The 22,856-nt window shown below is 47.2% G+C and carries 19 protein-coding genes; 14 read left to right on the forward strand and 5 right to left on the reverse strand.

The genetic code is table 11. The features are described 5' to 3' along the window. The first annotated feature begins 4 nt into the window (after positions 1-4). Entirely contained in the window at positions 5-2,326 is a 2,322-nt protein-coding gene (locus ACRRS0_RS13480; RefSeq protein ID WP_432452666.1) for an efflux RND transporter permease subunit, read from the forward strand. Positions 2,327-2,642: 316 nt separating this feature from the next. On the opposite strand, the gene ACRRS0_RS13485 is transcribed toward ACRRS0_RS13480, so the two are convergent. Continuing rightward, positions 2,643-3,314, reverse strand: coding sequence for a response regulator transcription factor (locus tag ACRRS0_RS13485; protein ID WP_432452665.1), 672 nt, complete (start codon positions 3,312-3,314; stop codon positions 2,643-2,645). A gap of 397 nt (positions 3,315-3,711) precedes the next feature. Then, positions 3,712-4,626: a PhzF family phenazine biosynthesis protein gene (locus ACRRS0_RS13490; protein WP_432452664.1), complete on the reverse strand. Its 915-nt coding sequence runs from the start codon at positions 4,624-4,626 to the stop codon at positions 3,712-3,714. 96 nt (positions 4,627-4,722) lie between these two features. On the opposite strand from ACRRS0_RS13490, the gene ACRRS0_RS13495 reads away from it, so the two are divergent. The 4 genes from ACRRS0_RS13495 (at position 4,723) to ACRRS0_RS13510 (ending at position 7,305) form a co-directional block, all read left to right on the forward strand. Then, positions 4,723-5,673 (forward strand): LysR family transcriptional regulator, encoded by a 951-nt coding sequence (locus ACRRS0_RS13495; RefSeq protein WP_432452663.1) that lies wholly within the window; start codon positions 4,723-4,725, stop codon positions 5,671-5,673. Between the two features lie 219 nt (positions 5,674-5,892). Next, on the forward strand, positions 5,893-6,216 hold the full coding sequence (locus tag ACRRS0_RS13500) for an antibiotic biosynthesis monooxygenase family protein (protein ID WP_432452662.1): 324 nt from the start codon (positions 5,893-5,895) through the stop codon (positions 6,214-6,216). Beyond that, entirely contained in the window at positions 6,209-6,598 is a 390-nt protein-coding gene (locus ACRRS0_RS13505) for a hypothetical protein (protein WP_432452661.1), read from the forward strand. The genes ACRRS0_RS13500 and ACRRS0_RS13505 overlap by 8 nt, the downstream gene beginning before the upstream one ends. Then, positions 6,580-7,305, forward strand: a complete 726-nt coding sequence (locus ACRRS0_RS13510; protein ID WP_432452660.1) for an ArsR/SmtB family transcription factor — start codon at positions 6,580-6,582, stop codon at positions 7,303-7,305. Before ACRRS0_RS13505 ends, ACRRS0_RS13510 begins: the two co-directional genes overlap by 19 nt. A gap of 52 nt (positions 7,306-7,357) precedes the next feature. Here the strand turns inward: ACRRS0_RS13510 and ACRRS0_RS13515 are convergent, their stop codons facing one another. Continuing rightward, the gene (locus tag ACRRS0_RS13515) at positions 7,358-8,296 is read right to left on the reverse strand and encodes a DMT family transporter (protein WP_432452659.1); all 939 of its coding nucleotides are present in this window, start codon (positions 8,294-8,296) and stop codon (positions 7,358-7,360) included. A gap of 138 nt (positions 8,297-8,434) precedes the next feature. Between ACRRS0_RS13515 and ACRRS0_RS13520 the strand changes: the two genes are divergently transcribed. Continuing rightward, positions 8,435-8,899, forward strand: coding sequence for an Lrp/AsnC family transcriptional regulator (locus ACRRS0_RS13520; protein ID WP_432452658.1), 465 nt, complete (start codon positions 8,435-8,437; stop codon positions 8,897-8,899). 92 nt (positions 8,900-8,991) lie between these two features. Here the strand turns inward: ACRRS0_RS13520 and ACRRS0_RS13525 are convergent, their stop codons facing one another. After that, the gene (locus ACRRS0_RS13525) at positions 8,992-11,466 is read right to left on the reverse strand and encodes a molybdopterin oxidoreductase family protein (protein WP_432452657.1); all 2,475 of its coding nucleotides are present in this window, start codon (positions 11,464-11,466) and stop codon (positions 8,992-8,994) included. Between the two features lie 386 nt (positions 11,467-11,852). Between ACRRS0_RS13525 and cobA the strand changes: the two genes are divergently transcribed. The 7 genes from cobA (at position 11,853) to narL (ending at position 21,554) form a co-directional block, all read left to right on the forward strand. After that, positions 11,853-12,662 (forward strand): uroporphyrinogen-III C-methyltransferase, encoded by an 810-nt coding sequence (gene cobA / locus ACRRS0_RS13530; RefSeq protein ID WP_432452656.1) that lies wholly within the window; start codon positions 11,853-11,855, stop codon positions 12,660-12,662. A gap of 44 nt (positions 12,663-12,706) precedes the next feature. Then, positions 12,707-15,247, forward strand: a complete 2,541-nt coding sequence (gene nirB / locus ACRRS0_RS13535) for a nitrite reductase large subunit NirB (protein WP_432452655.1) — start codon at positions 12,707-12,709, stop codon at positions 15,245-15,247. Between the two features lie 27 nt (positions 15,248-15,274). Further along, positions 15,275-15,601: a nitrite reductase small subunit NirD gene (nirD, locus tag ACRRS0_RS13540; protein WP_432452654.1), complete on the forward strand. Its 327-nt coding sequence runs from the start codon at positions 15,275-15,277 to the stop codon at positions 15,599-15,601. 105 nt (positions 15,602-15,706) lie between these two features. Continuing rightward, entirely contained in the window at positions 15,707-17,176 is a 1,470-nt protein-coding gene (locus ACRRS0_RS13545; protein ID WP_432452653.1) for a NarK family nitrate/nitrite MFS transporter, read from the forward strand. A gap of 88 nt (positions 17,177-17,264) precedes the next feature. After that, entirely contained in the window at positions 17,265-19,037 is a 1,773-nt protein-coding gene (locus ACRRS0_RS13550) for a protein kinase domain-containing protein (RefSeq protein ID WP_432452652.1), read from the forward strand. A 20-nt stretch (positions 19,038-19,057) separates the two neighbouring features. Beyond that, entirely contained in the window at positions 19,058-20,857 is a 1,800-nt protein-coding gene (locus tag ACRRS0_RS13555; RefSeq protein ID WP_432452651.1) for a type IV pili methyl-accepting chemotaxis transducer N-terminal domain-containing protein, read from the forward strand. 49 nt (positions 20,858-20,906) lie between these two features. Further along, on the forward strand, positions 20,907-21,554 hold the full coding sequence (gene narL / locus ACRRS0_RS13560; protein ID WP_432452650.1) for a two-component system response regulator NarL: 648 nt from the start codon (positions 20,907-20,909) through the stop codon (positions 21,552-21,554). A gap of 80 nt (positions 21,555-21,634) precedes the next feature. On the opposite strand, the gene ACRRS0_RS13565 is transcribed toward narL, so the two are convergent. Next, positions 21,635-22,408 (reverse strand): substrate-binding periplasmic protein, encoded by a 774-nt coding sequence (locus ACRRS0_RS13565; RefSeq protein WP_432452649.1) that lies wholly within the window; start codon positions 22,406-22,408, stop codon positions 21,635-21,637. Between the two features lie 250 nt (positions 22,409-22,658). Here ACRRS0_RS13565 and ACRRS0_RS13570 point away from each other — a divergent pair, with 250 nt between their 5' ends. Next, positions 22,659-22,784 carry a hypothetical protein gene (locus tag ACRRS0_RS13570; RefSeq protein WP_432452648.1) on the forward strand — a complete coding sequence of 42 codons (126 nt, stop codon included), beginning with the start codon at positions 22,659-22,661 and terminating at the stop codon, positions 22,782-22,784. The last annotated feature ends 72 nt before the right edge of the window (positions 22,785-22,856 follow it).

Below are 22,856 nucleotides of genomic sequence, written 5' to 3' on the forward strand. Positions count from 1 at the left end.
AATCATGATTAATTGGACTAAAAAGCGTGCCTGGCTGGCGATTTTTGCTTGGCTTGCCACTCTGGCGGTAGCCTTTATTGGCCTTGGCAAACTGACACTGAATAACGACTATAAGGTGTTCTTCAGTAAAGATAACCCCGATCTGGTTGCTTTCGAACAGATTGAAGATAAGTACAATAGCAATGACAGCGTATTAGTGGTACTCAGACCCAAATCTGGCGACATTTTTCAGCCCGATGTACTGCAAACCATCATCGAGCTCACCGAGCAAGGCTGGCAAACCCCCCATTCTTACCGAGTCGACTCCGTTAGCAACTATCAATATACCCGCGCCGTCGATGATGAACTGCTGGTCGAGGATTTCATCTCATCAGATGAACTTCAACAGCAAGCTGTACTGGCGGATAAAAAGCAATATGCATTACAACAACCCGAGTTGCTCAATCGCTACCTCGCAGCCGATGCTAAATCGACAGCAATCAACGTACTGGTTCGACTTTCAGTCGATGAACAGTCGGAAGAAGTGCGAGAAATAGCCCAATTTTGGCAAGATCTGATTGCTCAAACTCAAGAGCAACACCCAGAGATCGAATTTTACCTGACTGGTCAAGTGATGCAAAATGATGCCTTTGGCGAAGCCTCGCAGCGAGACATGGGCAGCCTCGTGCCCATCGCATTGTTACTGATCATTCTGGGTACCGGAATCTATCTGCGCAGCATTTGGAGTTCTGTCGTAATCACGCTAGCTATCTTATCCTCGATCTTTATAGCTCTTGGCGCAGCTGGCTGGCTGGGCATCGCCATTACCTCACCTTCGGCTTCCGCACCTATCATTATTTTGACCATGGCGGTCGCCGACTGCATCCATTTTCTGCAAGGCTTCAAAAAAGCCCAACTCGACGGCAAGGCAAAACCAGAAGCCATCGCTGATGCAATGGCCAAACACCGATTGCCCATCATACTCACCAGCTTAACAACTGCCGTTGGCTTCCTGTCGATGAACTTCAGCGATTCACCACCGTTTAATGACCTTGGCAACATCACCGCCATGGGCGTTTTTGCCGCTATGCTGCTCACCCTGTACTTCGCCCCAGCCTTACTGGTCGTTCTCCCCTTGCGCAGGCCCCCAGCACATCAGCAACAATGGTTAAGCAGGCCCTTAACAAAACTGGCCCGCTGGACAATCAAAAATCCGGCATTAAAAATTGCAGCGGTGTTAATTTTCAGTTTAGTGATTGCCGCCAACCTGGTCCGCAATAAAATCGACGATACTCTGTTCGAGTACTTCGATGAGAGTTATGCGGTTCGACAAGCCAATGATTTCACCTACGCCAAGCTCACAGGCGTCGCCAGTATTCAATTTGCGCTCCGCCCCGAAGGCGGCGAAACGGTCACCTCACCCAACTTCTTGCAAAAACTGGATGCCTTTGTCACCTCGGCCCGTGATACCGATGGCGTCTATCACGTCCAGTCACTCACCGACATCATGAAACGGCTCAATAGCAGTCTGCATAATGATGATCCCAGTTACTATGTTTTGCCACAGGATCCGCAACTGTCTGCACAAACGCTGCTACTTTACGACATGTCGCTCCCTTACGGACTCAACCTGAGTAATCAGGTCGCATTAGATAAAAAAGAGTTACGGATCATCATCACGGCCAAAAAGATGTCTTCGAATCAACTGGTCGTGCTAGAATCCAATCTGAGAAAACAGCTCTTAGAACATTTTAATGCAAGCAGTATCAGCCCGGGTGTTAGCGCAGACATCATGTTTGCCCATATTGGCTACCGCAATAATATCAGTATGCTCACTGCTTCTGTGGCCGCCTTAGTACTCATTTCCCTGCTGATCGGCATCATGCTGCGTTCGGTCCGACTCGGCCTTATCAGTATCTTACCGAATATTCTTCCCGCCTCGATTGCTTTTGGCGCCTGGGGAATGATGGTTGGAGAAGTTGGCTTGAGTTTATCGGTCATTGCCAGTATGACCTTGGGGATAGTGGTCGACGATACCATTCACCTCCTGTACCGCTACAATACACTCCGCAAGTCGGGATATTCAGAACAAGAAGCGATTCAATCCTCGGTCAAACATACCGGGCTCGCCATCATCGGCACCAGCCTGGTGCTGAGTCTTGGTTTCTTGGTCCTCGCCTGCAGCAGCTTCAAGATGAATGCAGATATGGGACTCATGACCGCCATTACCATCTTAATAGCATTGGTCCTCGATCTGCTGCTGGTCCCTGCAATGCTAAAAATAACCAGCGCTAAAAACCGGCCAATCGAGTCAAATGAGCAGGCAATCGGGCTACCTTTGGGATAGTACCGAACTAAAAAGTAAGGGCTCGCTCACCGAGCGGCCCGCTACTTTTGATGACATTGCTTGCAGCACCGATGATTCATTGAGACCAAGCCGCCTCGCCAGAATGCAAGCGACACAAACAATGGAGAAGCATAAAAAATCGACAATAAGAACTATCTAAAGCGTTCAGCGAAAGGCGGGGCGTAGTTTTTCCTTGCAACAATAATTGAGCAGAATTTGCGTCATTCTGAAAACGGCATACCGCACAGCATCATCAAACATGTTTATCTGGAAAAATAGACTGTCAGGATTCAAGCCACATTAGCAGCAGCTTATTTTATCCGTCACACCAGCCTTGCTCAATTGCCTTGGCAACCGCATGTGTCCGATTATGGGTACCCAGCTTTTTATAGATGTTCTGCAAATGATACTTTACCGTTCTCTCACTGATATTAAGTAATCGACTGATTTCCCAGTTACTCTTCCCCATTTTTAACCAAGGCAATAACTCCTGTTCTCGCTGAGTCATCAAGCTCGGCTTTGACGCCACTTCACGCGCCTTATTTTCGCAAATACTCTGGCGTACCATATTAAGATGCGGGCTTAACAGGTAAAGCGCATTTATTTCGTCACTCGATGGTTGCCGCTCACCAAATGACAATAAGAACATGCTGCTCTCTTTCCCTTGACGACCTGAGATAACCAAACGTTTACCATAATCAGGATGGACGATGGGATCCATCAATACCGAAATACTGCGCGAGTGAGTGCGTGCGGCAGAAAATAAGGGATCGCTGGCCAGTGACCGAGCGCTAAAGCAGCGAACAAAATGCTGCTGTGAAAAACCAAAGCAAACGGGCGCACTAGCGCTTTCCTTAGACAATGAACCTAATATACTAAAATCAAAAGATATTTCGTTTTTCAAAGCGCTAAACCAATCTTGAAAATCTTCATCCTTTTGTACTTCGGTTAACTGGTGTGATAATTCAAACAGTTTCTGCTTATCCATAAGCACTATTGATACCTACCGAGCCGAGTGACTTTAACAAGCTCAAATCTGTATAAGCATCTGAGTCATTGATGCTGGTATGTATACCCGCTCCTAGCTTTGCATTCAAGGCCTTATTGACAAACAAAGTATTATTGAAAATAAATCCATGACTCAAAGCCGCCACTTTAAATGCTAGCGATCCGGGAAAAATCGCTGTATGTCATATCTGTCGCTTACATATTTGAGCGTAGCATGCTCTTTTAGCGGACTTTTCTAGGATCTCCTGAACCCAAAATTTCAGCTTATTCAGAGCCAAGTCATCGACATTTTATTGATCTGGAGACAAGCCATTGGCTTGCCCCTTGATGCGAATACCGATGCAATCGCGCCAGTGGTCCCTGTAAATAAAATGTCACTATAACAAAACATCCACTTGCTTCATCAACTTGCCATAACCGCCAGCCATCAAGCCCTGGATTTGTCCATCCCTTGCAACAATAAGCTCTACTGAAATCTGACTCAGAGACGCAGGCTGCATGTACTTCCCTTGCTCGATGGTGATTGAAGATTGCTTAAGCCCGAGATAATCATGCAATAGACAAGCTAAAGGTCCCGCTGCCATTCCTGTTGCCGACTCTTCGTTAATCGCAAAGCGCGGCGCGAACATCCGGGTCGTCGCATCTTTAGTGGTGGCTGCAGCATCAGTGGTAAAAACATAATAACCAATAAGCTCAAGCCTCTCGCTAATCTCAGAAATTTTGGCAAAGTCTGGGCTTAGCAGAGCCAGTCTAGCTCCCTCTGACACCCCGACCATAGCAAAACTGTTGCCCGTATTCACAACCATAGGCTCAATACGCGGATCCAAATCGGCGGCATCCAAGCCCAATGAATCAAGAACGTCCTCAAGCGTCACCCCCTTAGGGTTCCAATCCCGATGGTTCAGATAAGTGGGTGCCACCTGTTCCATGTAGGCAGCCCCATTTTTGATCATAATCTTACGCGAACCATCCACGGTTTCTTTACTCGACTCTCCTTGCGTAATCCTGCCTGTTTCAGCTAAGTAAGAAAATGTTGCGATAGTTGCATGACCACAATGAGCAATACGGCGATTAGGCGTGAAAAAGTCAAGCTTGAACGCTGCAGTATTCGACTGAGAGACAAACGCGGTCTCAGACAAGCCGATTTGAGACGCAATATCTAACATGTCACGTTCACTCAAGCCATCGGCGTCCAGAACCAGCCCCGCAGGATTGCCACCACAGCCTTCAACGACAAAACCATTCACAATTTTTGCTGGTATTTTTCTAGCCATAACATGAGATCTATTCATATAAAAATCCTATTTTATCGTATCTATAAATTGTTAGTGCTTATAATAAAACCAAAGATATCCTTAAAGACACTCATAAAGGCATGAGATAAATTCATGAATAAATTCACGGACGAAACCGACAAAGAGACCGTCAATCGATTAAGCCAGGCGGCCCCCTTACTCGCGGCGATCGTTGACGAGCTAAACTTTACCAAGGCTGCCGAGCGGCTCAATGTACAACAGTCTGCAATCAGCCATAGAGTCCGGGCATTGGAAGAAAAACTTGGGCTCACCCTTTTCGAGCGCAGCACCAAAAATCTTCGTCTGACAGCGGCAGGAAAAATACTCTGTGAAGCAGCACGACAGTCCATGTCGGTCTGGCAACCCGCATTAGATAAGCTCGAAAAAAACCAAAGCGCTGACCAGATTAGACTTTCTTTACCTTCTTCTCTCGCCATGAAATGGGCGATCCCAATTTTGCCAAATGCAAGCTCAGAGGGACTATCAATATCGCTTGAAGTGAAAGACGATTTGACTGACTTTCGTCATGATGATACCGACGCAGCCATCAGATTCGGCGTCGGCCCCTACCCCGGCTTACATGCAATTCACCTGACTCACTGCAAAATACAAGCCGTGGTCAGTCCTCGCTTCCTCAACGGTGTCGTAGACCAAAGCGAACAAGCCTTACTCGAGCAAAAAATGTCACTATTGTCAGACCGACGAGGGGCCAAAGACAATACTGGTTATCACTGGCAAAACTACTTCGAAAAAACCGGCTCTCTCATCGAACCCTTCACCTGCAAACATCAATTTGATCGGGCCGACCTAATGATTCAGGCCGCGGTTAGTGGTATGGGGATTGGTCTGGGCAGAACATTACTGATAGAAAATGACCTGAAGGCGGGTTTTCTAAAAACACTTGGCCCTTCAGTGAACATCGAGTCCAGTTACTGGCTGGTTTGTTCGGCTAGTTTTGCGCAAAGCAAACGCTTTAAGCTGCTGCAGCATTGGCTCAAAAAGGAAATTCAAGCGACGGTCAATCAATCTCATGCCATTCAATAAACATCGATATGCAAGCAAGGCGGAACACTATCCTTGCTTACGAATGACTCGGGGAGCAGGTCGCTTCATCGGCAAACATCCATCAATTTAGTGCCGCCCCCAAATCGGCCATCACCGCGACCCATGCATCCGGGCGTGCATATTTCGCTACCTAACGAAGCAAGCCTCGGCAAACCGATTATAGTACCCGGCATTCACACACAATTGATGAGCGACCCAATGATTGCCGTAATTTTTGAAGCCAAAGCCAAGCCAGAACAACAACAGCGTTACTTTCAGCTGTCGGCAGAGCTAAAACCCTTACTCTCTGATATAGATGGATTTATTTCTGTAGAGCGTTTCACCAGCCTCGCGGACCCAGAGAAATTTCTATCCCTATCCTGGTGGCGCGATGCAGAATCGATTCGCCAATGGAAAACAAATATGCAGCACCAATCGGCGCAAACCGAGGGCTATCAGTCGATTTTTTCTTTTTATCAGATCCGAGTTGCCGAAGTGATTAAAGATGATTCATCAAACACCAAAGGAAAGCACAATGTATGATATTCATGTCTGTTTAAAAAATCAGCCCGGACAACTGGCGGCATTAGCAAGTCTGCTTGGCAGCCATGGCGTGGGCCTTGAAGGCGGCGGGGTATTTTCCAGCGCGGGTCAAAGCCATGCTCATTTTCTGGTGGAAGATGGCGAGAAGGCAAAACAAGTATTACAAAGTCACGACTTGCAAGTCATCGGCGTTTGTAAACCACTGATCAGAAAACTAAAACAAGAGCGCCCCGGAGAGCTGGGTGAAATTGCAGCAAGCCTCGCCAATATTGGGGTAAATATTGTGACCCAGTACAGCGATCATGCCAACCGCTTGATCCTGATTACAGATAATTTTAAGCTGGCCGAACAAGCCACCAAACAATGGACCGTCAACGCTTGAGCAGCCACCCGCATCTTTCTCAGCAAAATGTTGAAGATAATATTCAACCCGTCTCAATGGCAGCACTTGCTGCTGCCCTATCGGATGTCTCGAGAGTCAAAATTATTTGCGCCTTAATGGATGGTCGGGCCTGGACCGCTACTGAGCTGAGCGTGATAGCAGATATTGCGCCCTCCACCACGAGTGCTCATCTTGCTCGACTGCTCAAGGAAGCATTGATTAGCTGCCTGTCTCAAGGGCGGCATCGCTATTACCGCCTCGCGGGTGCGGATGTCGCCAATCTGGTTGAAACGCTGATGGGCGTCTCCTGGAAAAGAATCGAACCGCCCAAAAGTCGAACGCCAATTGAATTAAAGCAGGCCAGAACCTGTTACGACCACCTCGCTGGTGAACTGGCGGTCAATATTTATGATGCGCTGCTCAGCAATCAGTGGATAGAGAAAGATGGGCAACACTTAAGCCCCTTGGGAAAGCAAAAATTTGCAGATCTTGGGCTAAACCTCCAGCCAAAAACCAAGCGTAAATACTGTTGTCCTTGTTTAGACTGGAGCGAGAGGAAATACCACCTTGGCGGCCACCTGGGCGCAGAACTCTTCAGCTGCTTCGAGAATCACGGCTGGCTGATTCGCGTCAGCGAATATCGAATGGTGAACATCTCGAAAACAGGCCGGCAAGCTTTTAAAAAATTATTTGCGATTACCGTCTAGCCAGCGAAGGCTAATGCAAATCTTCAGCGAACAATGATCAGCCGGGCGGGACTCACTGCCGCTTGCTAAAAATACCACTGGCAATCAGTACTCCAGCGCTCACCAATAGCAGCCCCACGATGGAATAAACCTCGATCATTTCGCCCAAAACAGGAACCGCTATCAAGGCCGCTAAAACAGGGGTAAAGGCACCAATCGCGGCCATGTTTTCGGCTCCCAAGCGTTGAATGGCAAAGCCATAACTAAAACCCGTGAGCAAACCGACCAATAAGCTTTGCACCAAAAACTGCCACGCTAACATCTGCCATGGCGAGTCCACTAACTGACTAGACACCAAACCAGTCGACCATAACAACAGCAAAACCAGCACCGAAACCAGTCCCATCAAAGCCGTAGAAACCAGCGGCGGCAGGCCAGCTATCCGTAAACTCACCGTATAAATCGCCCAAAAAAGACTCGCGGCAAGCAACAATAAGTCGCCAATCCAAGTTCCAGCAGGGGCCGTGAGCAAAGATAAGCTAAAGAGGACCACGACGCCCAGAGTCACTAGGCAGAGACCGATTTTACGTTGAATGCTCACCCTTTCTTGATAAAAAACCACCGCCAATAAAGTCACAAATAGCGGATAAGCCCCCAAAATTAATAAACCGGCATGGGAGGCTGGAGCGTACTTAAGACCGGTGGCGCTCAAATAGAAAAATGGCACGCCCGCACCGGCAACTATCCCCAATAACAGCGTTGGCGAAACACCTTTCAGTAAGGCTCTCGAGCGCCATAAAATAGGCAGCAGCAACAGCGCTGGCGGCGAATAACGCAACAAGCCAAGGTCAAAAAAGCCTAAAGAATTGGTCACCCCGGCCCGCATGCTCACCAGCCAGAAAGCCCAAATAGAAATACTCACCAGAGCGGCGAGTAAACCATAACGAAACGCCCCGCCAGTGGCATACTGTTTATAGTGGGGGGCGGTGTTGGAGCTGCAAGTATCAGACATAACGCTTTCCTTATGGCGTACCGAAAGTCTATTATCCAGCCAATATGGTGAGCATGTCCTTGCAATATCCAACCCAAATTTTGAATAAATTGCTATACTATGCCAAATTACCCTTCCTAATATTAATAGTATGCCAAAATGAACAAAACAGACATCGAGATCTTATCCCGACTGCAAGACGATGGACGCCTCACCAATGTCGCCCTCTCGGAGCAGATTTGTTTATCGCCCTCGCCGTGTCTGCGACGCGTAAAACAATTAGAGCAAAGTGGCGTGATTCAGGGCTACCACGCGCGCGTTGATCGGCAAAAAGCGGGCTTCTCGATGACTATTTTTGTAGAGGTACGACTGAACACCCATGAAGTTAGCGCCCATACGGCTTTTGAAACGGCGATGATCGACATGCAAGACATCGTTAGCGCCCATCTGGTTTCAGGCACCGCCGATTATAGTCTGGAAGTTGTGGCGATTGATTTAAATGATTACGAAGGTATTTTAAAACGCCTGCAAGGACTCCCCCATGTGAAGGATATCCAGAGTCACTTCGCGATCCGTTGTGTGAAATCAGCGGCCCCACTGCCGTTGACAAAGGTGAGCCGGTAACGGATAAAACGTGGCGGCTGCTGAAGTACTTTTGGCAAGCTTAACTTGTTGCAGCTTACGCAAATAGCACACCGCTGCGCTTCAGCGGCCACTCATTGAGCCAGTGCCATCATGTCTTGCTCAAGCTCCGCCAGCGGCTTGTCCTCGGCGAACCATGCCATCACCTGCTGCATGGTGGGTTCTGCGATCCCTTGATTGGCGGCCAGGTAAAGCCAGCTAAGCTGGTTGTTATCGATTGCCGCGCAGAGCCGATGGTTTGCGCTGGCCGCCTGAATGGTTCTGCTGCGCGCTGTCGTGAGCGCAAGATGAATGCGTTCATCGAGCCGTTGCAGGCTTTGTTGACTCTCGATTTGATACAGATAAGCACCTGTGGTTTTTCGTCTCACCCAATAGTCAATCTGGCCAAGTTCGACAGGCTCTCGAACCAACAACAGCGCAAAGCTGCTCATCGGACAGTCGGCAATTTTAACCGGCGTAAATTTAAACTCCGGCTGCCCCGACAAGCGATCCGCTCTTGCGTCAATCAAGCCCCCCGGCTTGCTGTTCGACGCGGTCAGTTCATTCCAGTGGATCGGCACAAAAACTTCATCGCGCCGCATCGATGTCGTTTCAATCACTCGGCTCATACAATCGCCATGGCGATTACTCACTTTTGCCAACAGCCCATGTGTTACTGCATATTTTTTCGCCGTATCGGGATGCACCAGCAGATAAGGCTCTGGCATATGTGTGGCCAGTCGCGCAGACAAACCGGTTCGAGTCATGGTATGCCAATGATCGCGAGTTCGTCCGGTATTCAAAATCAGCGGGAAATCTGCGCAGACTTGAATTGATGGCGCGCGATAAGTCACCGCTACAAAGTTAGCTTTTCGATTGGGAGTATAAAACCTGCCATCTTCAAACAGCCGCTGATGACTCACGGAGCGTTGCTGTTTCAACACCGGCCATTGTTGCGGCAGTAACTGCTGGTATTCGCTGCCGCTAAGATGACTCAAACCTGCCAGATTTAAGTCTCTTGCAAAACCTTGATTATCCAGCGCGGTGAGCGCCGCATGCTCTTTAAATACCGCCCCTTCATGGGCGTAGCTAAATTGTTCTTTAAACCCCATCCTCTGCGCCACCTGTGAAATAATCCACCAGTCGGGTTTGGCCTGCCCCGGGCTGGCTAATAAACGCCGCTGGCGAGAGATCCGACGTTCCGAGTTAGTGACCGTTCCCGACTTTTCACTCCAGCCCTGCGCCGGCAGTAATACATCGGCAAACTGCGTCGTTGCGGTTTTTTCGATGCAATCGGAGACGACGACAAAGGGGCATTTTTCAAGGGCCCGTTTAATTTTACTGCTATCGGGCAAACTCACCACTGGATTGGTCGCCATGATCCACAGCGCTTTGATTTTGCCGGCAGCGATGGCCTCAAACATATCCAGCGCTTTTAGTCCCGGCTCGGTGGCCATGTGCTCGGCCTGCCAAAAGCTGGCAACCCGCTCAATATCCTGCGGATTAAACTCCATATGCGCGGCTAAGGTATTGGCTAAAGCCCCAACTTCCCTGCCCCCCATGGCATTGGGCTGGCCAGTGATGGAAAACGGCCCGCAGCCGGGTTTACCAATTTTCCCGGTGGCTAAATGACAGTTAATAATACTATTAACTTTGTCAGAGCCCTGCGAAGACTGATTCACCCCTTGAGAATAAATGGTAAGCACCCGCTCGGTGCGAGCAAAAGCCTCAAAAAATGCCTGACATTCGGCTTCACTGAGGCCAATGTCATGCACCGCCTGAGCATCACTGCTGGCCGAGGCATAAGCCTGCTCAAAGTGCTGAGTATGTTGGGCAATAAAGTCCTGATCAAGCTCACCCTGCGCCGCCAGATAAGCCAATAATTGATTAAACAGTACCACATCGCTTCCCGGTGCAATCGCAAGATGCAGATCGGCAATATCGCAAGATTCGTTGTTGCGGGGATCGATCACAATGACTTGAAGCGCTGCATTGTTCTGTTTCGCCACAATTAATCGCTGAAATAACACCGGATGGCACCACGCCAGATTAGACCCAACTAAAATAACCAGCTCGGCTTGCTCGATATCCTGATAGCACACCGCAACCGTATCCATGCCAAATGCCCGTTTCTGCCCCACCACCGCCGAGGCCATACATAAACGGGAGTTACTATCGATATTTGCGGTTCCCAGAAAACCCTTGATCAGTTTATTCGCCACATAATAGTCTTCAGTTAATAGCTGCCCAGAGACGTAAAATGCCACGGCATCGGGGCCGTGCTCACCAATGATTTGGCTAAACTGCTCTGCAACCCGATTTAAGGCATGCTCCCAGTCGATGTCCACAAAGCCATCAGGCTGCTTCAGTTGCGGCGACATTAATCGCCCATCGTGAATCACCGTATCGCCAAGCGCGATGCCCTTGGTACACAATTTCCCAAAATTTGCCGGGTGCTGTTGGTCTCCTCTGATCTCTAAACGACCACTGGCGAGCACTCTTGCCTCTACACCACAACCCACACCACAATAGGCACAGGTGGTTTTTATCCATCCTTCCACGTCTCTCATAAGTAACCTCAAAGACCAACATTAGAGAGAATTAGAGCAAATACCATTCCAAATCAATGAAAACAACAAAAAACAAATTAAAGATGTTTTTAATCAGCACCTTGAATTAACAACTACCACTAAAGTGGTAGCTGCATAAGGACCTGCCATCTACCTATTTAGTTGTAGTTTGGTCGATTATAAATAATCATCGCACCTTAAATGCCCATAATCATTATTATTTGAAAAACCCAAGCTTCACACTCAAAGCTGAAAATTCAAAAGTAAATAATATAAATAATTGATAAACAACAATAAATATAAAGCAAAACGAACATATAGCTAGCCTTGGCACTCATATTGCGTTGAGTGAAATATGAATTTTATAAAACGCAGTGGTGGCCGCAATGCATGTCAATCAATCACTTTATGGTGTGGTTTCTTTAGTCGGCGCAGGCCCGGGCGATCCGGAGCTACTGACGCTAAAGGCACTCAAAACCATTCAGGCTGCCGATGTGATTGTCTATGACAAGCTGGTCAGTCAGGAAATACAAACGCTGTTCCCCGCTGGGGCAGAACAAATCTGCGTCGGCAAAGCCAAAGGCAAGCACAGCTATCAGCAGGATCAAATCAACCGTCTTCTCCGCGATTATGCCCAAAGAGGTTACCGGGTATGTCGCCTCAAAGGCGGAGATGCTTTGGTGTTTGGCCGCGGCAGTGAAGAAATGCTCTATCTTGCCAGACACGGTATTCAAGTGAATGTGGTGCCGGGCATTACCGCTGCTTCTGGCTGCTCAACTTACGCCAACATTCCCCTCACCCACCGAGGCCTTGCGCAAGGCTGCAGCTTTATAACTGCGCATGCCGAACAGTCACTCGATGTGAACTGGCAAGCGCTAGCACAATTGAAGCAAACCCTGGTTATCTATATGGGATTAAGCAAAGTCAGGCTGATCCAATCTCAATTAATGCGCTACGACATGGATCCGGCCACGCCGGTCGCCATCATTGAAAATGGCTGCACCGCCAAACAAAGACAGTTTATCGGTCAATTAGATGGCTTGGAAAACCTCGCCAGCAAACATCAGCTAAAGTCTCCTGCGCTGATTGTAATTGGCAAAGTGGTGACGCTTGCTTCGCAATTAGCAACTCTGGAACAAGACCATCTTCTCCAGTTTTCCAGCCCAGCAACACAACAACTCTCGTTAATCGCCTAAACCTCGGGTCAATGAGTCGATTTAATTAAAAAGGAATTTGCATCATGAATAAGCAAAAAATCATCGTGGTTGGCAACGGAATGGTTGGTCACAAATTTATTGATCTGCTGCTGCAAAGCCAAGCCGAAGATCTGGAGATCCTGACCTTCTCGGAAGAACCGCGCCTGGCTTACGACCGGGTCCAGTTAACCGCCTATTTTTCCGGAAAATCTGCGGAGGATCTGGCCTTAACCAGCGAAGGCTATTATCAACAGCACGGGGTCAATTATCTGCTAAATGAAAAAGTCACTGCGATTCACCCCGGCAATAAAACTATCCAAACCGCCTCGGGACGCGAAGAGTCCTACGACAAGCTGATATTGGCAACCGGCTCCTATCCGTTTGTACCGGCTATTCCCGGTCATGATCGGGAGCATTGTTATGTCTATCGTACTCTCGAAGACCTCGATGCCATCGCTTTGGCGAGTCAGTCCTGCAAGTCCGGCGTGATTATCGGCGGTGGATTGTTGGGGCTGGAAGCCGCCAATGCCATCAAAAATCTGGCATTAGAGACTCACGTGGTAGAATTTGCCCCGCGCTTGATGGCAGTACAACTCGATCAGGATGGGGGCGACTTGCTGCGCCATAAAATCGAAGCATTAGGCGTGCAGGTACATACCGATAAAGCCACCACCGAAATCGTTGACGGCGAACAGTCTCGCTACCGCATGAATTTTGCCGATGGCTCTTATCTCGAAACCGATATGATCGTATTCTCCGCGGGGATCCGTCCTCAAGATGGCTTGGCCAAAAATGCCGATATTCAGATTGGTCCCCGTGGCGGTATCGTGATTAACAATTTCTGCCAAACCAATTTCGAGGATATCTACGCCATTGGCGAATGTGCCCTATGGCAGCAGCGAATCTTTGGTCTGGTAGCACCCGGCTACCAAATGGCCAAGGTGGCGGCCCAGCATCTGCTCGGTCAGCGCGAGCCCATGGAATTTACCGGTGCCGACATGAGCACCAAATTGAAGTTACTGGGGATCGATGTGGCCAGCATTGGCGAGGTGCATGGCGCAACGCAAGGGGCGCTCTCCTATACCTACAAAGACGATATTGAACAAGTCTACAAGCGACTGATTGTCTCGGCAGATAAACAAAAAATTATTGGCGCAGTGCTGGTTGGCGATACTCAAGCCTACGGCAATATTTTACAACTACAGCAAAATAATTTGGCACTGCCGGAAAATCCATCGGTACTGATCCTGCCCAATGTTGCCGAAGATCAGTCGCCAGGCTTAGGTGTTGATGCGCTGCCCGACAGTGCGGTGATTTGCTCCTGCTTCGACGTAAGCAAAGGCCACATCAAACAGGCGGTTGCTGCAGGCTGTAGTTCGATGGCTGCGCTCAAAGAAATGACCAATGCCTCCACCGGATGTGGCGGCTGCAGCGCGCTGGCCAAGCAAGTCTTAGACAGCGAACTGGCAAAATCAGGAGTTGAAGTGAACAACCACATTTGCGAACACTTCGCCTATTCTCGCCAGGAACTGAGTGATCTGATTCGGGTCAATCAAATCAAAACCTTTGAGCAATTGCTCACAAGCTACGGTTCAGGCTTAGGTTGTGAGATCTGCAAACCCACGGCGGGCTCTATCCTCGCCTCCTACTGGAATGAGTATATTTTGCAGGATCAGCATATCGAGCTACAGGATACCAACGATATCTACCTGGGCAATATGCAAAAAGACGGGAGCTATTCAGTGGTGCCAAGAATACCTGGCGGAGAAATCACTCCCGAAAAACTAATTGTCATTGGTCAGGTGGCCTGCGAGTTTCAGCTTTACACCAAAATCACCGGTGGCCAGCGCATCGATTTATTTGGCGCTCAACTCAACGACTTGCCGCAAATCTGGCAGCGTCTAGTGGATGCCGGTTTTGAAACGGGTCATGCCTATGGCAAATCCTTACGAACGGTTAAATCTTGCGTGGGGAACAGCTGGTGTCGTTATGGTGTGCAAGATAGCCTGGGCTTCGCCATTGATCTGGAAAACCGTTATAAAGGCTTACGCTCTCCGCATAAATTAAAATTTGCCGTCTCGGGTTGCACCCGGGAATGTGCCGAAGCACAATCCAAAGACATTGGCATCATCGCCACAGACCAAGGCTGGAATTTATACGTCTGCGGCAACGGCGGCATGCGCCCCCGGCATGCTGATCTTTTTGCGACTGATTTGGATGATGCCACGCTGACCCAATATGTCGATCGCCTGTTGATGTTCTACATACGCACCGCCGATCGACTCCAAAGAACCTCTGTCTGGTTAGAAAATCTAGAAGGCGGCATCGACTACCTCAAGCAAGTGATTATCGAAGATAAACTCGGCCTGAACGCCGAATTAGAACAGGCCATGGCCGCCACCATCAGTCAATATCAGTGTGAATGGAAAACCACCCTTGAGTCACCCGACAAATTAAAACGTTTTAATCACTTCATTAACAGCGACGAGCGGGATGAAAACCAGCGCTTTATCAGTATTCGCCAGCAGAAATGTCCTGATATCAAGATAAACCAATTAGCAATTGACGTTGCCACCGTTAACTAATACCACCAGCCCTGAGGAGAATATGCCATGGATAACTGGCTCACTATTTGTAAGAGCGAAGATATTGCGCCCAACACCGGTGTATGCGCTAAAGTTGGCGATAATCAGGTTGCGATCTTTCTCAGCAACCGAACCAACAGTGTACACGCGATTGCCAACTTCGATCCCTTTGGGAAAGCTAACGTACTTTCCCGCGGCATCATTGGCACCATCAACGATCGCCTGTGTGTCGCGTCCCCCCTATACAAACAGCACTTTGATCTGCACACCGGAGAGTGTCTGGAACAACCAGAAATTCAACTACACACCTATCAAGTTCGAATCAATCAAGGTTCTATCGAAATCAAACAATAGACGAGACAGCCTCATCCCCCGTAACAAACTGAACAAGCTTACCCAGGCTTCAGTTATGGGCGGGATGTCGCGTTCTAAAAAATACTAGTTATATAGGGAAATATTATGGATAGCACAAAAATTTCACTCCTTTCCTTTCAAGGAAAAATGAAAACCCTCCATCTCAGCTGGATGGCATTTTTTATTACTTTCGTAGTTTGGTTTAACTTTGCACCTTTGCTGCAAGCGGTAAAAGTCTCGCTGGGATTATCAACGGAAGAAGTCAAAACTTTACTAATTCTAAATGTGGCGTTAACCATCCCCGCCCGAGTCCTGATAGGCATGTTTACTGACCGATTTGGGCCTCGCATCGTTTATTCGGCCCTATTAGCCATTTGTTCCATCCCCTGCTTTATGTTTGCTTTTGCCGACTCATTTATTCAAGCGGCAATTGCTCGCTTCTTATTGGGCTTCATCGGTGCTGGATTTGTGATTGGGATCCGCCTTGTTTCTGAGTGGTTTCCTCACCACCAACTAGGGATGGCTGAAGGTATTTATGGGGGCTGGGGGAACTTCGGCTCTGCCGCTGCGGCGTTTACATTGCCAACACTAGCGCTAATTTTGGGTGGAGATGACGGTTGGCGTTATGCCATTGCCATTACTGGTTTAATGAGTTTGTTGTTCTCGTTTGTATTCTTCTTTAACGTTAGCGATACCCCTAAAGGGGCGACCTATTTCAAACCAAAACACCTGTCGGCCATGGAAGTGACATCCAAAGGTGATTTCTTCCTGTTACTCGCCATGAAAGTACCGATGTATGCGGTGCTTGCTTTACTGGCATGGAAATTATCTCCGGGTGGTGTGGGGATGCTAGAGCAATGGGTCGTCAACTCAATCTATATGGGTTTAATTGGGCTTTATGTCCTCGATGCTCATCAGGTATGGAAGGTAAATAAATCGGTATTTGTGGAACCTGTTGAAGCGATCCATCAATACAAATTTAAACAAGTGGCAGTATTAAACTTACTGTACTTCGCCACCTTTGGTTCTGAGCTTGCGGTGATTTCTATGTTGCCATTATTTTTCTCTGAAACCTTCGAACTGTCGCCAGTGGTCGCCGGGATGGTTGCCTCAGCGTATGCCTTCATGAATTTAATGTCGCGACCCGGCGGCGGCTTAATTTCCGATAAATTTGGTCGCAAGCTTACCCTGCTGATTTTAACAGCCGGATTAGCAGTGGGTTATTTTCTGATGGGAAATGTCAATGCCCAGTGGCCTCTATGGTTAGCCGTTGCCGCTGCCATGGCGTGCTCATTCTTCGTACAAGCTGGTGAAGGCGCGGTATTTGCCACGGTGCCCTTGATTAAACGTCGTATGACTGGACAAATTGCTGGCATGACCGGGGCTTATGGTAATGTGGGAGCGGTAGTCTATTTAACCATTCTTTCGTTTGTGGAATATCAGACTTTCTTTTATGTCATCGCATGTACCGCGGTCGTCGGCTTTATCGCACTAATGTTTATGGAAGAGCCAAACGGTAAAATCGCTGAAGTAAACGATGATGGCAGTGTCACTTTAATCGATGTCTCCAACTAAATATTGCGACATCATCGCCAAGCGATTGATATAAAACACTCAAAGCTCGAATGGCAAGCCCATCGAGCTTTTATCTACGAGCCAATTTATGAACCAGAGTGAGTCAGGAATACAGCGAATGTTGGGCGCCGAAGGAGCGAATTGGATAAGTTTTTCCGGTCACTCCTGCCAAGGGGGCCGCGATCAAAACCAAGATGCATTTATCGTCAAATCGCCATTAAGCAGCGATGAACTCACCTATAAGGGCATTCTTGGATGCATCGCTGATGGCGTGAGTTGCAGTGAACAAGGGCAGCGCGCGAGCCATACTGCGGTCACTCAATTTGTCAGCGACTACTATTCAACACCAGTTAGTTGGAGTGTGAAACATGCGGTGATGAAAATTCTCAATCCCCTAAATTATTGGCTCTTTTCACAAGGAAAACCCCATCTACAACACAATGGCATGATCACCACATTCAGCGCCATTATTTTTAAATCAAATACCGCCCACCTATTTCACGTAGGAGATAGCCGAATTTATCGATATAGAGATCAGCAACTAACCTTGCTGACTCGAGATCATCAACGGATAGGCAGTGGCACAAACGGAGTATTAACACGCGCCTTGGGAATGGATGAGCACCTAGAAATCGACTATCAAAGCTGTTTACTTCAAGCAGGCGATCGATTTGTGCTAACCACCGATGGGGTTCACGAATTTATTCCAGATGACCAATTACAGCAGTTACTTTGCCAGTCACTGCCAATAACCCGTCTCAGCGAGCAAATATGTCAGGCGGCGCTGGAACGAGGCAGCAGCGATAATACCAGCTGCATTGCTTTTGAAATACTCAACTTAACCAAATATGATCTGTTAGAGCACCAACAAATACTACTAGCTAGAAACATCCCACCAGCACTAGGCGAAGGGCATGTTATCGACCATTTTCAAGTACTGAAAGTGCTCTACGAAGGCAGTCGAAGCCATCTGTACCTGGCAATGGATAAGATTGCCAATCAAAAACGAGTCATTAAAGTCCCTTCACTGAATGCACAAGACGAGCGCGCGACCCTCCAGCGATTCGCCAACGAGTATTGGATTGCTTCTCAACTGCAAAACCCTCGCATCATGAAGATGTATCCTTGCCCCGCAACCAGCGACTATCTCTACCAAATCTGTGAATATATCGAAGGGGTGACGCTACGCCAGTGGATGCTTGATAACCCTTGTCCGTCCTTAAAAACCGTCAGAGAAATATTGAAAGAAGTGATTGCTGCTTTACGGGTTTTGCAGCGCGCCGATATGGTTCATCGAGATCTAAAACCAGAAAACATTATGCTGATGCCCGGCAATTTGGTAAAAATTATCGATTTTGGCACGGTCGAGGTTAAAGGCGCCTTGGAAGCCTTGCCTGAAGTAAACCAAGCGCTCCCCTTGGGTTCGGTGAATTACACCGCACCAGAATACATAAATACAGGCCAAGCCACAATTTACTCGGATCTATTTTCCGTCGCCGTGATCGGCTATGAAATGTTATGTGGGAAACTGCCTTTTAAAAGCTCATCACAACAAAATATCCAACATGCTAGACAAATAAAATGGGCCTATCGGCCAATGCAACAGAGCCGTTCTGATATCCCCTTATGGGTGGATTTAGCGTTTGCAAAAGCCACTTCTCCTCAGCCAAATCAGCGCTACTCTGCCTTGGGGGATTTTATCACTGATATTTATAGCCCTAATATGGCACTATCTAAACGAACAGAAAATAGACCTTTATTAAAACGAAATCCGTTATTGTTTTGGAAATGTCTGGCCTTATTCGCTAGTGTGCTCTCGCTTATCGAAGGGCTTTTACTTTTATCACAGAGAATACAATAAACATTGCTATGGTTGCATTAGTGTTTCATAAATTTGGTCGCTCCGTTGTACTTCGAATTACGTCGATGATGATTAGCGTGATTTTAATGGCATTCATCAGCATTTTTTCTTCGATGTATATGTCTCAAATCAGCGAGAATGACGGAAAAGCCATCAACCTCTCGGGCTCGCTGCGCATGATGAGCTACCGGATCACGACCCAAGCCGCCACCTTACAAAAGTCGCCCAATCAACAAAACCAGCAAAAAGTACAAGCTCTGATCCAACGTTTCGAAACCTTATTTAGCGACCCGGTCCTTAAAAAGGATTTCATACGTTTTAACGAAATCGAACTACAACAAGAATACCAAGCCATTCGTCACAGCTGGCAAACCGTGATCAAGCCGCAATTAGCCAATGCCGATCAACATTTCGACTTAGAGCGATTTTTGCCCACCTTAGAATCCTTCGTCGAGAACATTGACCAGCTGGTTTACGGCTATCAACAAGTACTAGAAGAGCGCCTCGCTCTACTGAAGATAATTCAAACCGTAATGCTGTCGATTACTTTGCTGCTGATTGGTTTATCCTTGTATTCGATTCATCGACATATTGCACAACCACTCAAGGCATTAACTGCGGTTGCCGAAGCCTCATCCAAGGGAGATTGGAGTAAACGCTGTCATATTGAACGTGAAGACGAATTGGGGCTGTTGTCGCAAACCATCAATCAGGCTCACGACAGTATTCAAGCAATCCATCGAGACCTAGAACAACGGATCCACAATAAAACCATCCAGTTGAGTCGAAACAATGAAATTTTAACCTTTCTGTATAACGTGGCTCAGCAGGTAAATCAGTCGCATCTCGGCCAGCTTGCTTTTCGCGCTATTCTTGAGGAATTATGTTTAGTGAGCGAACGAAAAAAAATTGAGCTCAAACTATTCGCCAATGACTATCAGTTGCCCTATCAACATATTATTGTTGACCACCAAAGCCCTCCAGAGCAGCACTCTGAATCTACAGCGATCAGCACCTTTATCATCGAGCGGAACAATACCCAATTTGGCGAACTTATCGTAGCAGATGATCCCAGTGCTCCCTTAGAAGACTGGCAACAGAATTTATTACATTCCCTGGTCGATCAATTCGCAATCGCCTTAAGCTTAACCGAGCAACTCAATCAACAACGACGCATCGCCTTATTGGACGAACGGTCGATCATCGCCCGCGAGCTGCACGATTCATTAGCACAATCCTTGTCCTATTTAAAAATACAAGTCACCCGTATCGAAAAAGGCCTACAAGACGTTGATGTTCCAGAACAGGTGAGCAAACCGGTAGCAGAGCTTAAGGAAGGCCTCAGCTCAGCCTATCGACAATTGCGCGAGCTGCTCACGACATTTCGTTTGCAAATTGGCAATGGTGGCTTAAAGGCAGCACTGACCGATACCATCAAAACCCTCGCAGAGCGCAGTGACATCGATATTCGCCTTGACTACGACTGCACGCACGTACCTTTTGAGCCCAGTGAAGCCATTCATATTTTACAAATCACCAAAGAAGCCTTACAAAATGCCATCAAGCACTCCCATGGCTCGTTGGTCAGCATATCGTTGATTGAAAAGTCAAATAAATCAATTGAATTGTTGATCAAAGATAATGGAATTGGTATCAAAGAGATGGCGCTAAAATTAAACCATTATGGAACAGAAATTATGCAGGAGCGTTGTCATTCCTTACATGGCGAATTAACCATCCGCTCCCCTGATACGATGGGGACCGAAGTCGGTCTAACTTTCCTGCCAAATTATCTGAGTAAAGTCGAGAAAAATGCTTAATCTGCCTGAATAGCGTTAAGCCGAATGAACTTGTGACAAGGAGTGTAATGTGAGTACAAATGCAGCAACGGTGATGTTAGTCGATGATCACCCGCTATTTCGTAAAGGCTTACAGCAACTGATTGCCATGGAAGATGATCTGGTGGTACTGAGCGAGTATAACAATGGCTCGGACGCCATCATCGGGGCACTTCACGATGATCCTGATTTAATTATTTTAGACCTGAATATGCAAGGTATGGATGGCTTAGAAACCGTTCGTTTAATGCGTGAACAACACATCACCGCTCGCATTGTGATGTTAACTGTATCTGACGCCGAAGATGATGTATTAGCCGCCATTGAAAATGGAGCCGACGGTTACTTACTCAAAGATATGGAACCAGAAGACATTGTTGAAAACATTAAACAAGCGGTATTGGGAAAGCTGGCCCTATCTGATCGTCTGACTAAAGTTCTCGCCCAATCATGGCACAAACCCAAGCAACAGCCAGATGAAAACTTACTGGAAAGCTTAACTGGCCGAGAATCCCAAATTTTGATACTGATCGCCAAAGGCATGAGTAACAAACTGATTGCCCAAGAACTACGAATTACTGATGCCACCGTGAAAGTCCATGTAAAACACTTACTCAAGAAATTAAACTTACGCTCACGCTTAGAAGCTGCGGTTTGGCTGAAAGATCAGCAATTATAAAAAACAGAAATAAACTAAAACCTTAAACGAGATTTCGATTGGCAGCTCAAATTTGATCCCACTATTTCCGCTCAAAAGGCTTACTGGGGAATATTGTATTTTTGCAGGATTTGCATATACTGAGCACCCGATTTAAATTTGTTCAATTCATCAGAAAACTGCTTCACGAATGTTCGCTCAACATTTAGCTGATTAAACGCGATATAGAAATGCGTAGAGTCGATGGGATTAGCAGTAAGGGCTGCAACACTATTTTCAATACCACGTTTCTTTGCTAAAAACATTCCCGTAAGATAATCGCTGATGATGTAATCAACCCGCCCTGCAACCAACTTTTTAAAATTTAATTCTTCCCCGGCGACCAGTTCATAATTATTTTCTTTTTTGACAAATTCCCAGAGCGCTTCACTGTATCTAACATCAATCACTAAACCAATTCGTTTCCCCTTTAGATCTTCAAAAGAATCAAATTTAAGTTTTCCAACATCAGCTCTACGGATAAAAAACACCCATTGGGCATCTAAGAGATGTTCATCCGGGTAATGAAAAAGCGCCTCTCTATCCTTGCTTTTCATAATCGTATAAAGGCTATCCGTTTGGCCAACTTTGAGCATACGCAAGGCTCTTGCCCACGGATAGATGGTATTCTTGTAATCAACGCCCATGTTCTGAAATACTTCGGCCACGATTTCCGAGACCACTCCCCCAACTTCTCCGTTTTCAAGCTTATAGACGTAAGGCGGAAACTCAGGGGAGGCAACTCTAAGCAAAGTCTGAGCTTGCGCCAACAAAGAAACAGGTAAAGTCAGCCAGCACATCAGCAAAAAAAAGAAAACAGATTTTGTCATATTCATTAACCCCCTTAATTCAAAACAACGAATAAGCTATCGGAAAAAACTGGGGCATCGGGTCACCAGCCACTTTTTCACACTGGGAAGACTTATCAAAATAACCATTCCATCATCAGACTACAGACCCATTTAACTAAATATAATTCTAAGCCAAAACCATAAGACCCGCACAAAATAGTTAAAAATGTGTACGGTAGAGCTAAAGACAAGATAATAAACGGTTGGCAAGCAGTTAAAGATCAATGATGGCGAGATGAAACAGCAGCATGCTTTCATCGATGAAACCGAGCCTTACACGGATAAATATAAGCGAGCTGAGCTGATGGCTCTGCGCCAACAAACTCTAGGGACGCGTATCGATGCTTCAACCATTGATTGAACAATAAACAGTGAGACTCCTTCGACAAAGCGTAAACAGCCAAGGCCCTACGTATTAATGGACAGCTATTGT

The sequence above is a fragment of the Agarivorans sp. QJM3NY_29 genome (assembly GCF_050870835.2).
Taxonomy (GTDB): domain Bacteria; phylum Pseudomonadota; class Gammaproteobacteria; order Enterobacterales; family Celerinatantimonadaceae; genus Agarivorans.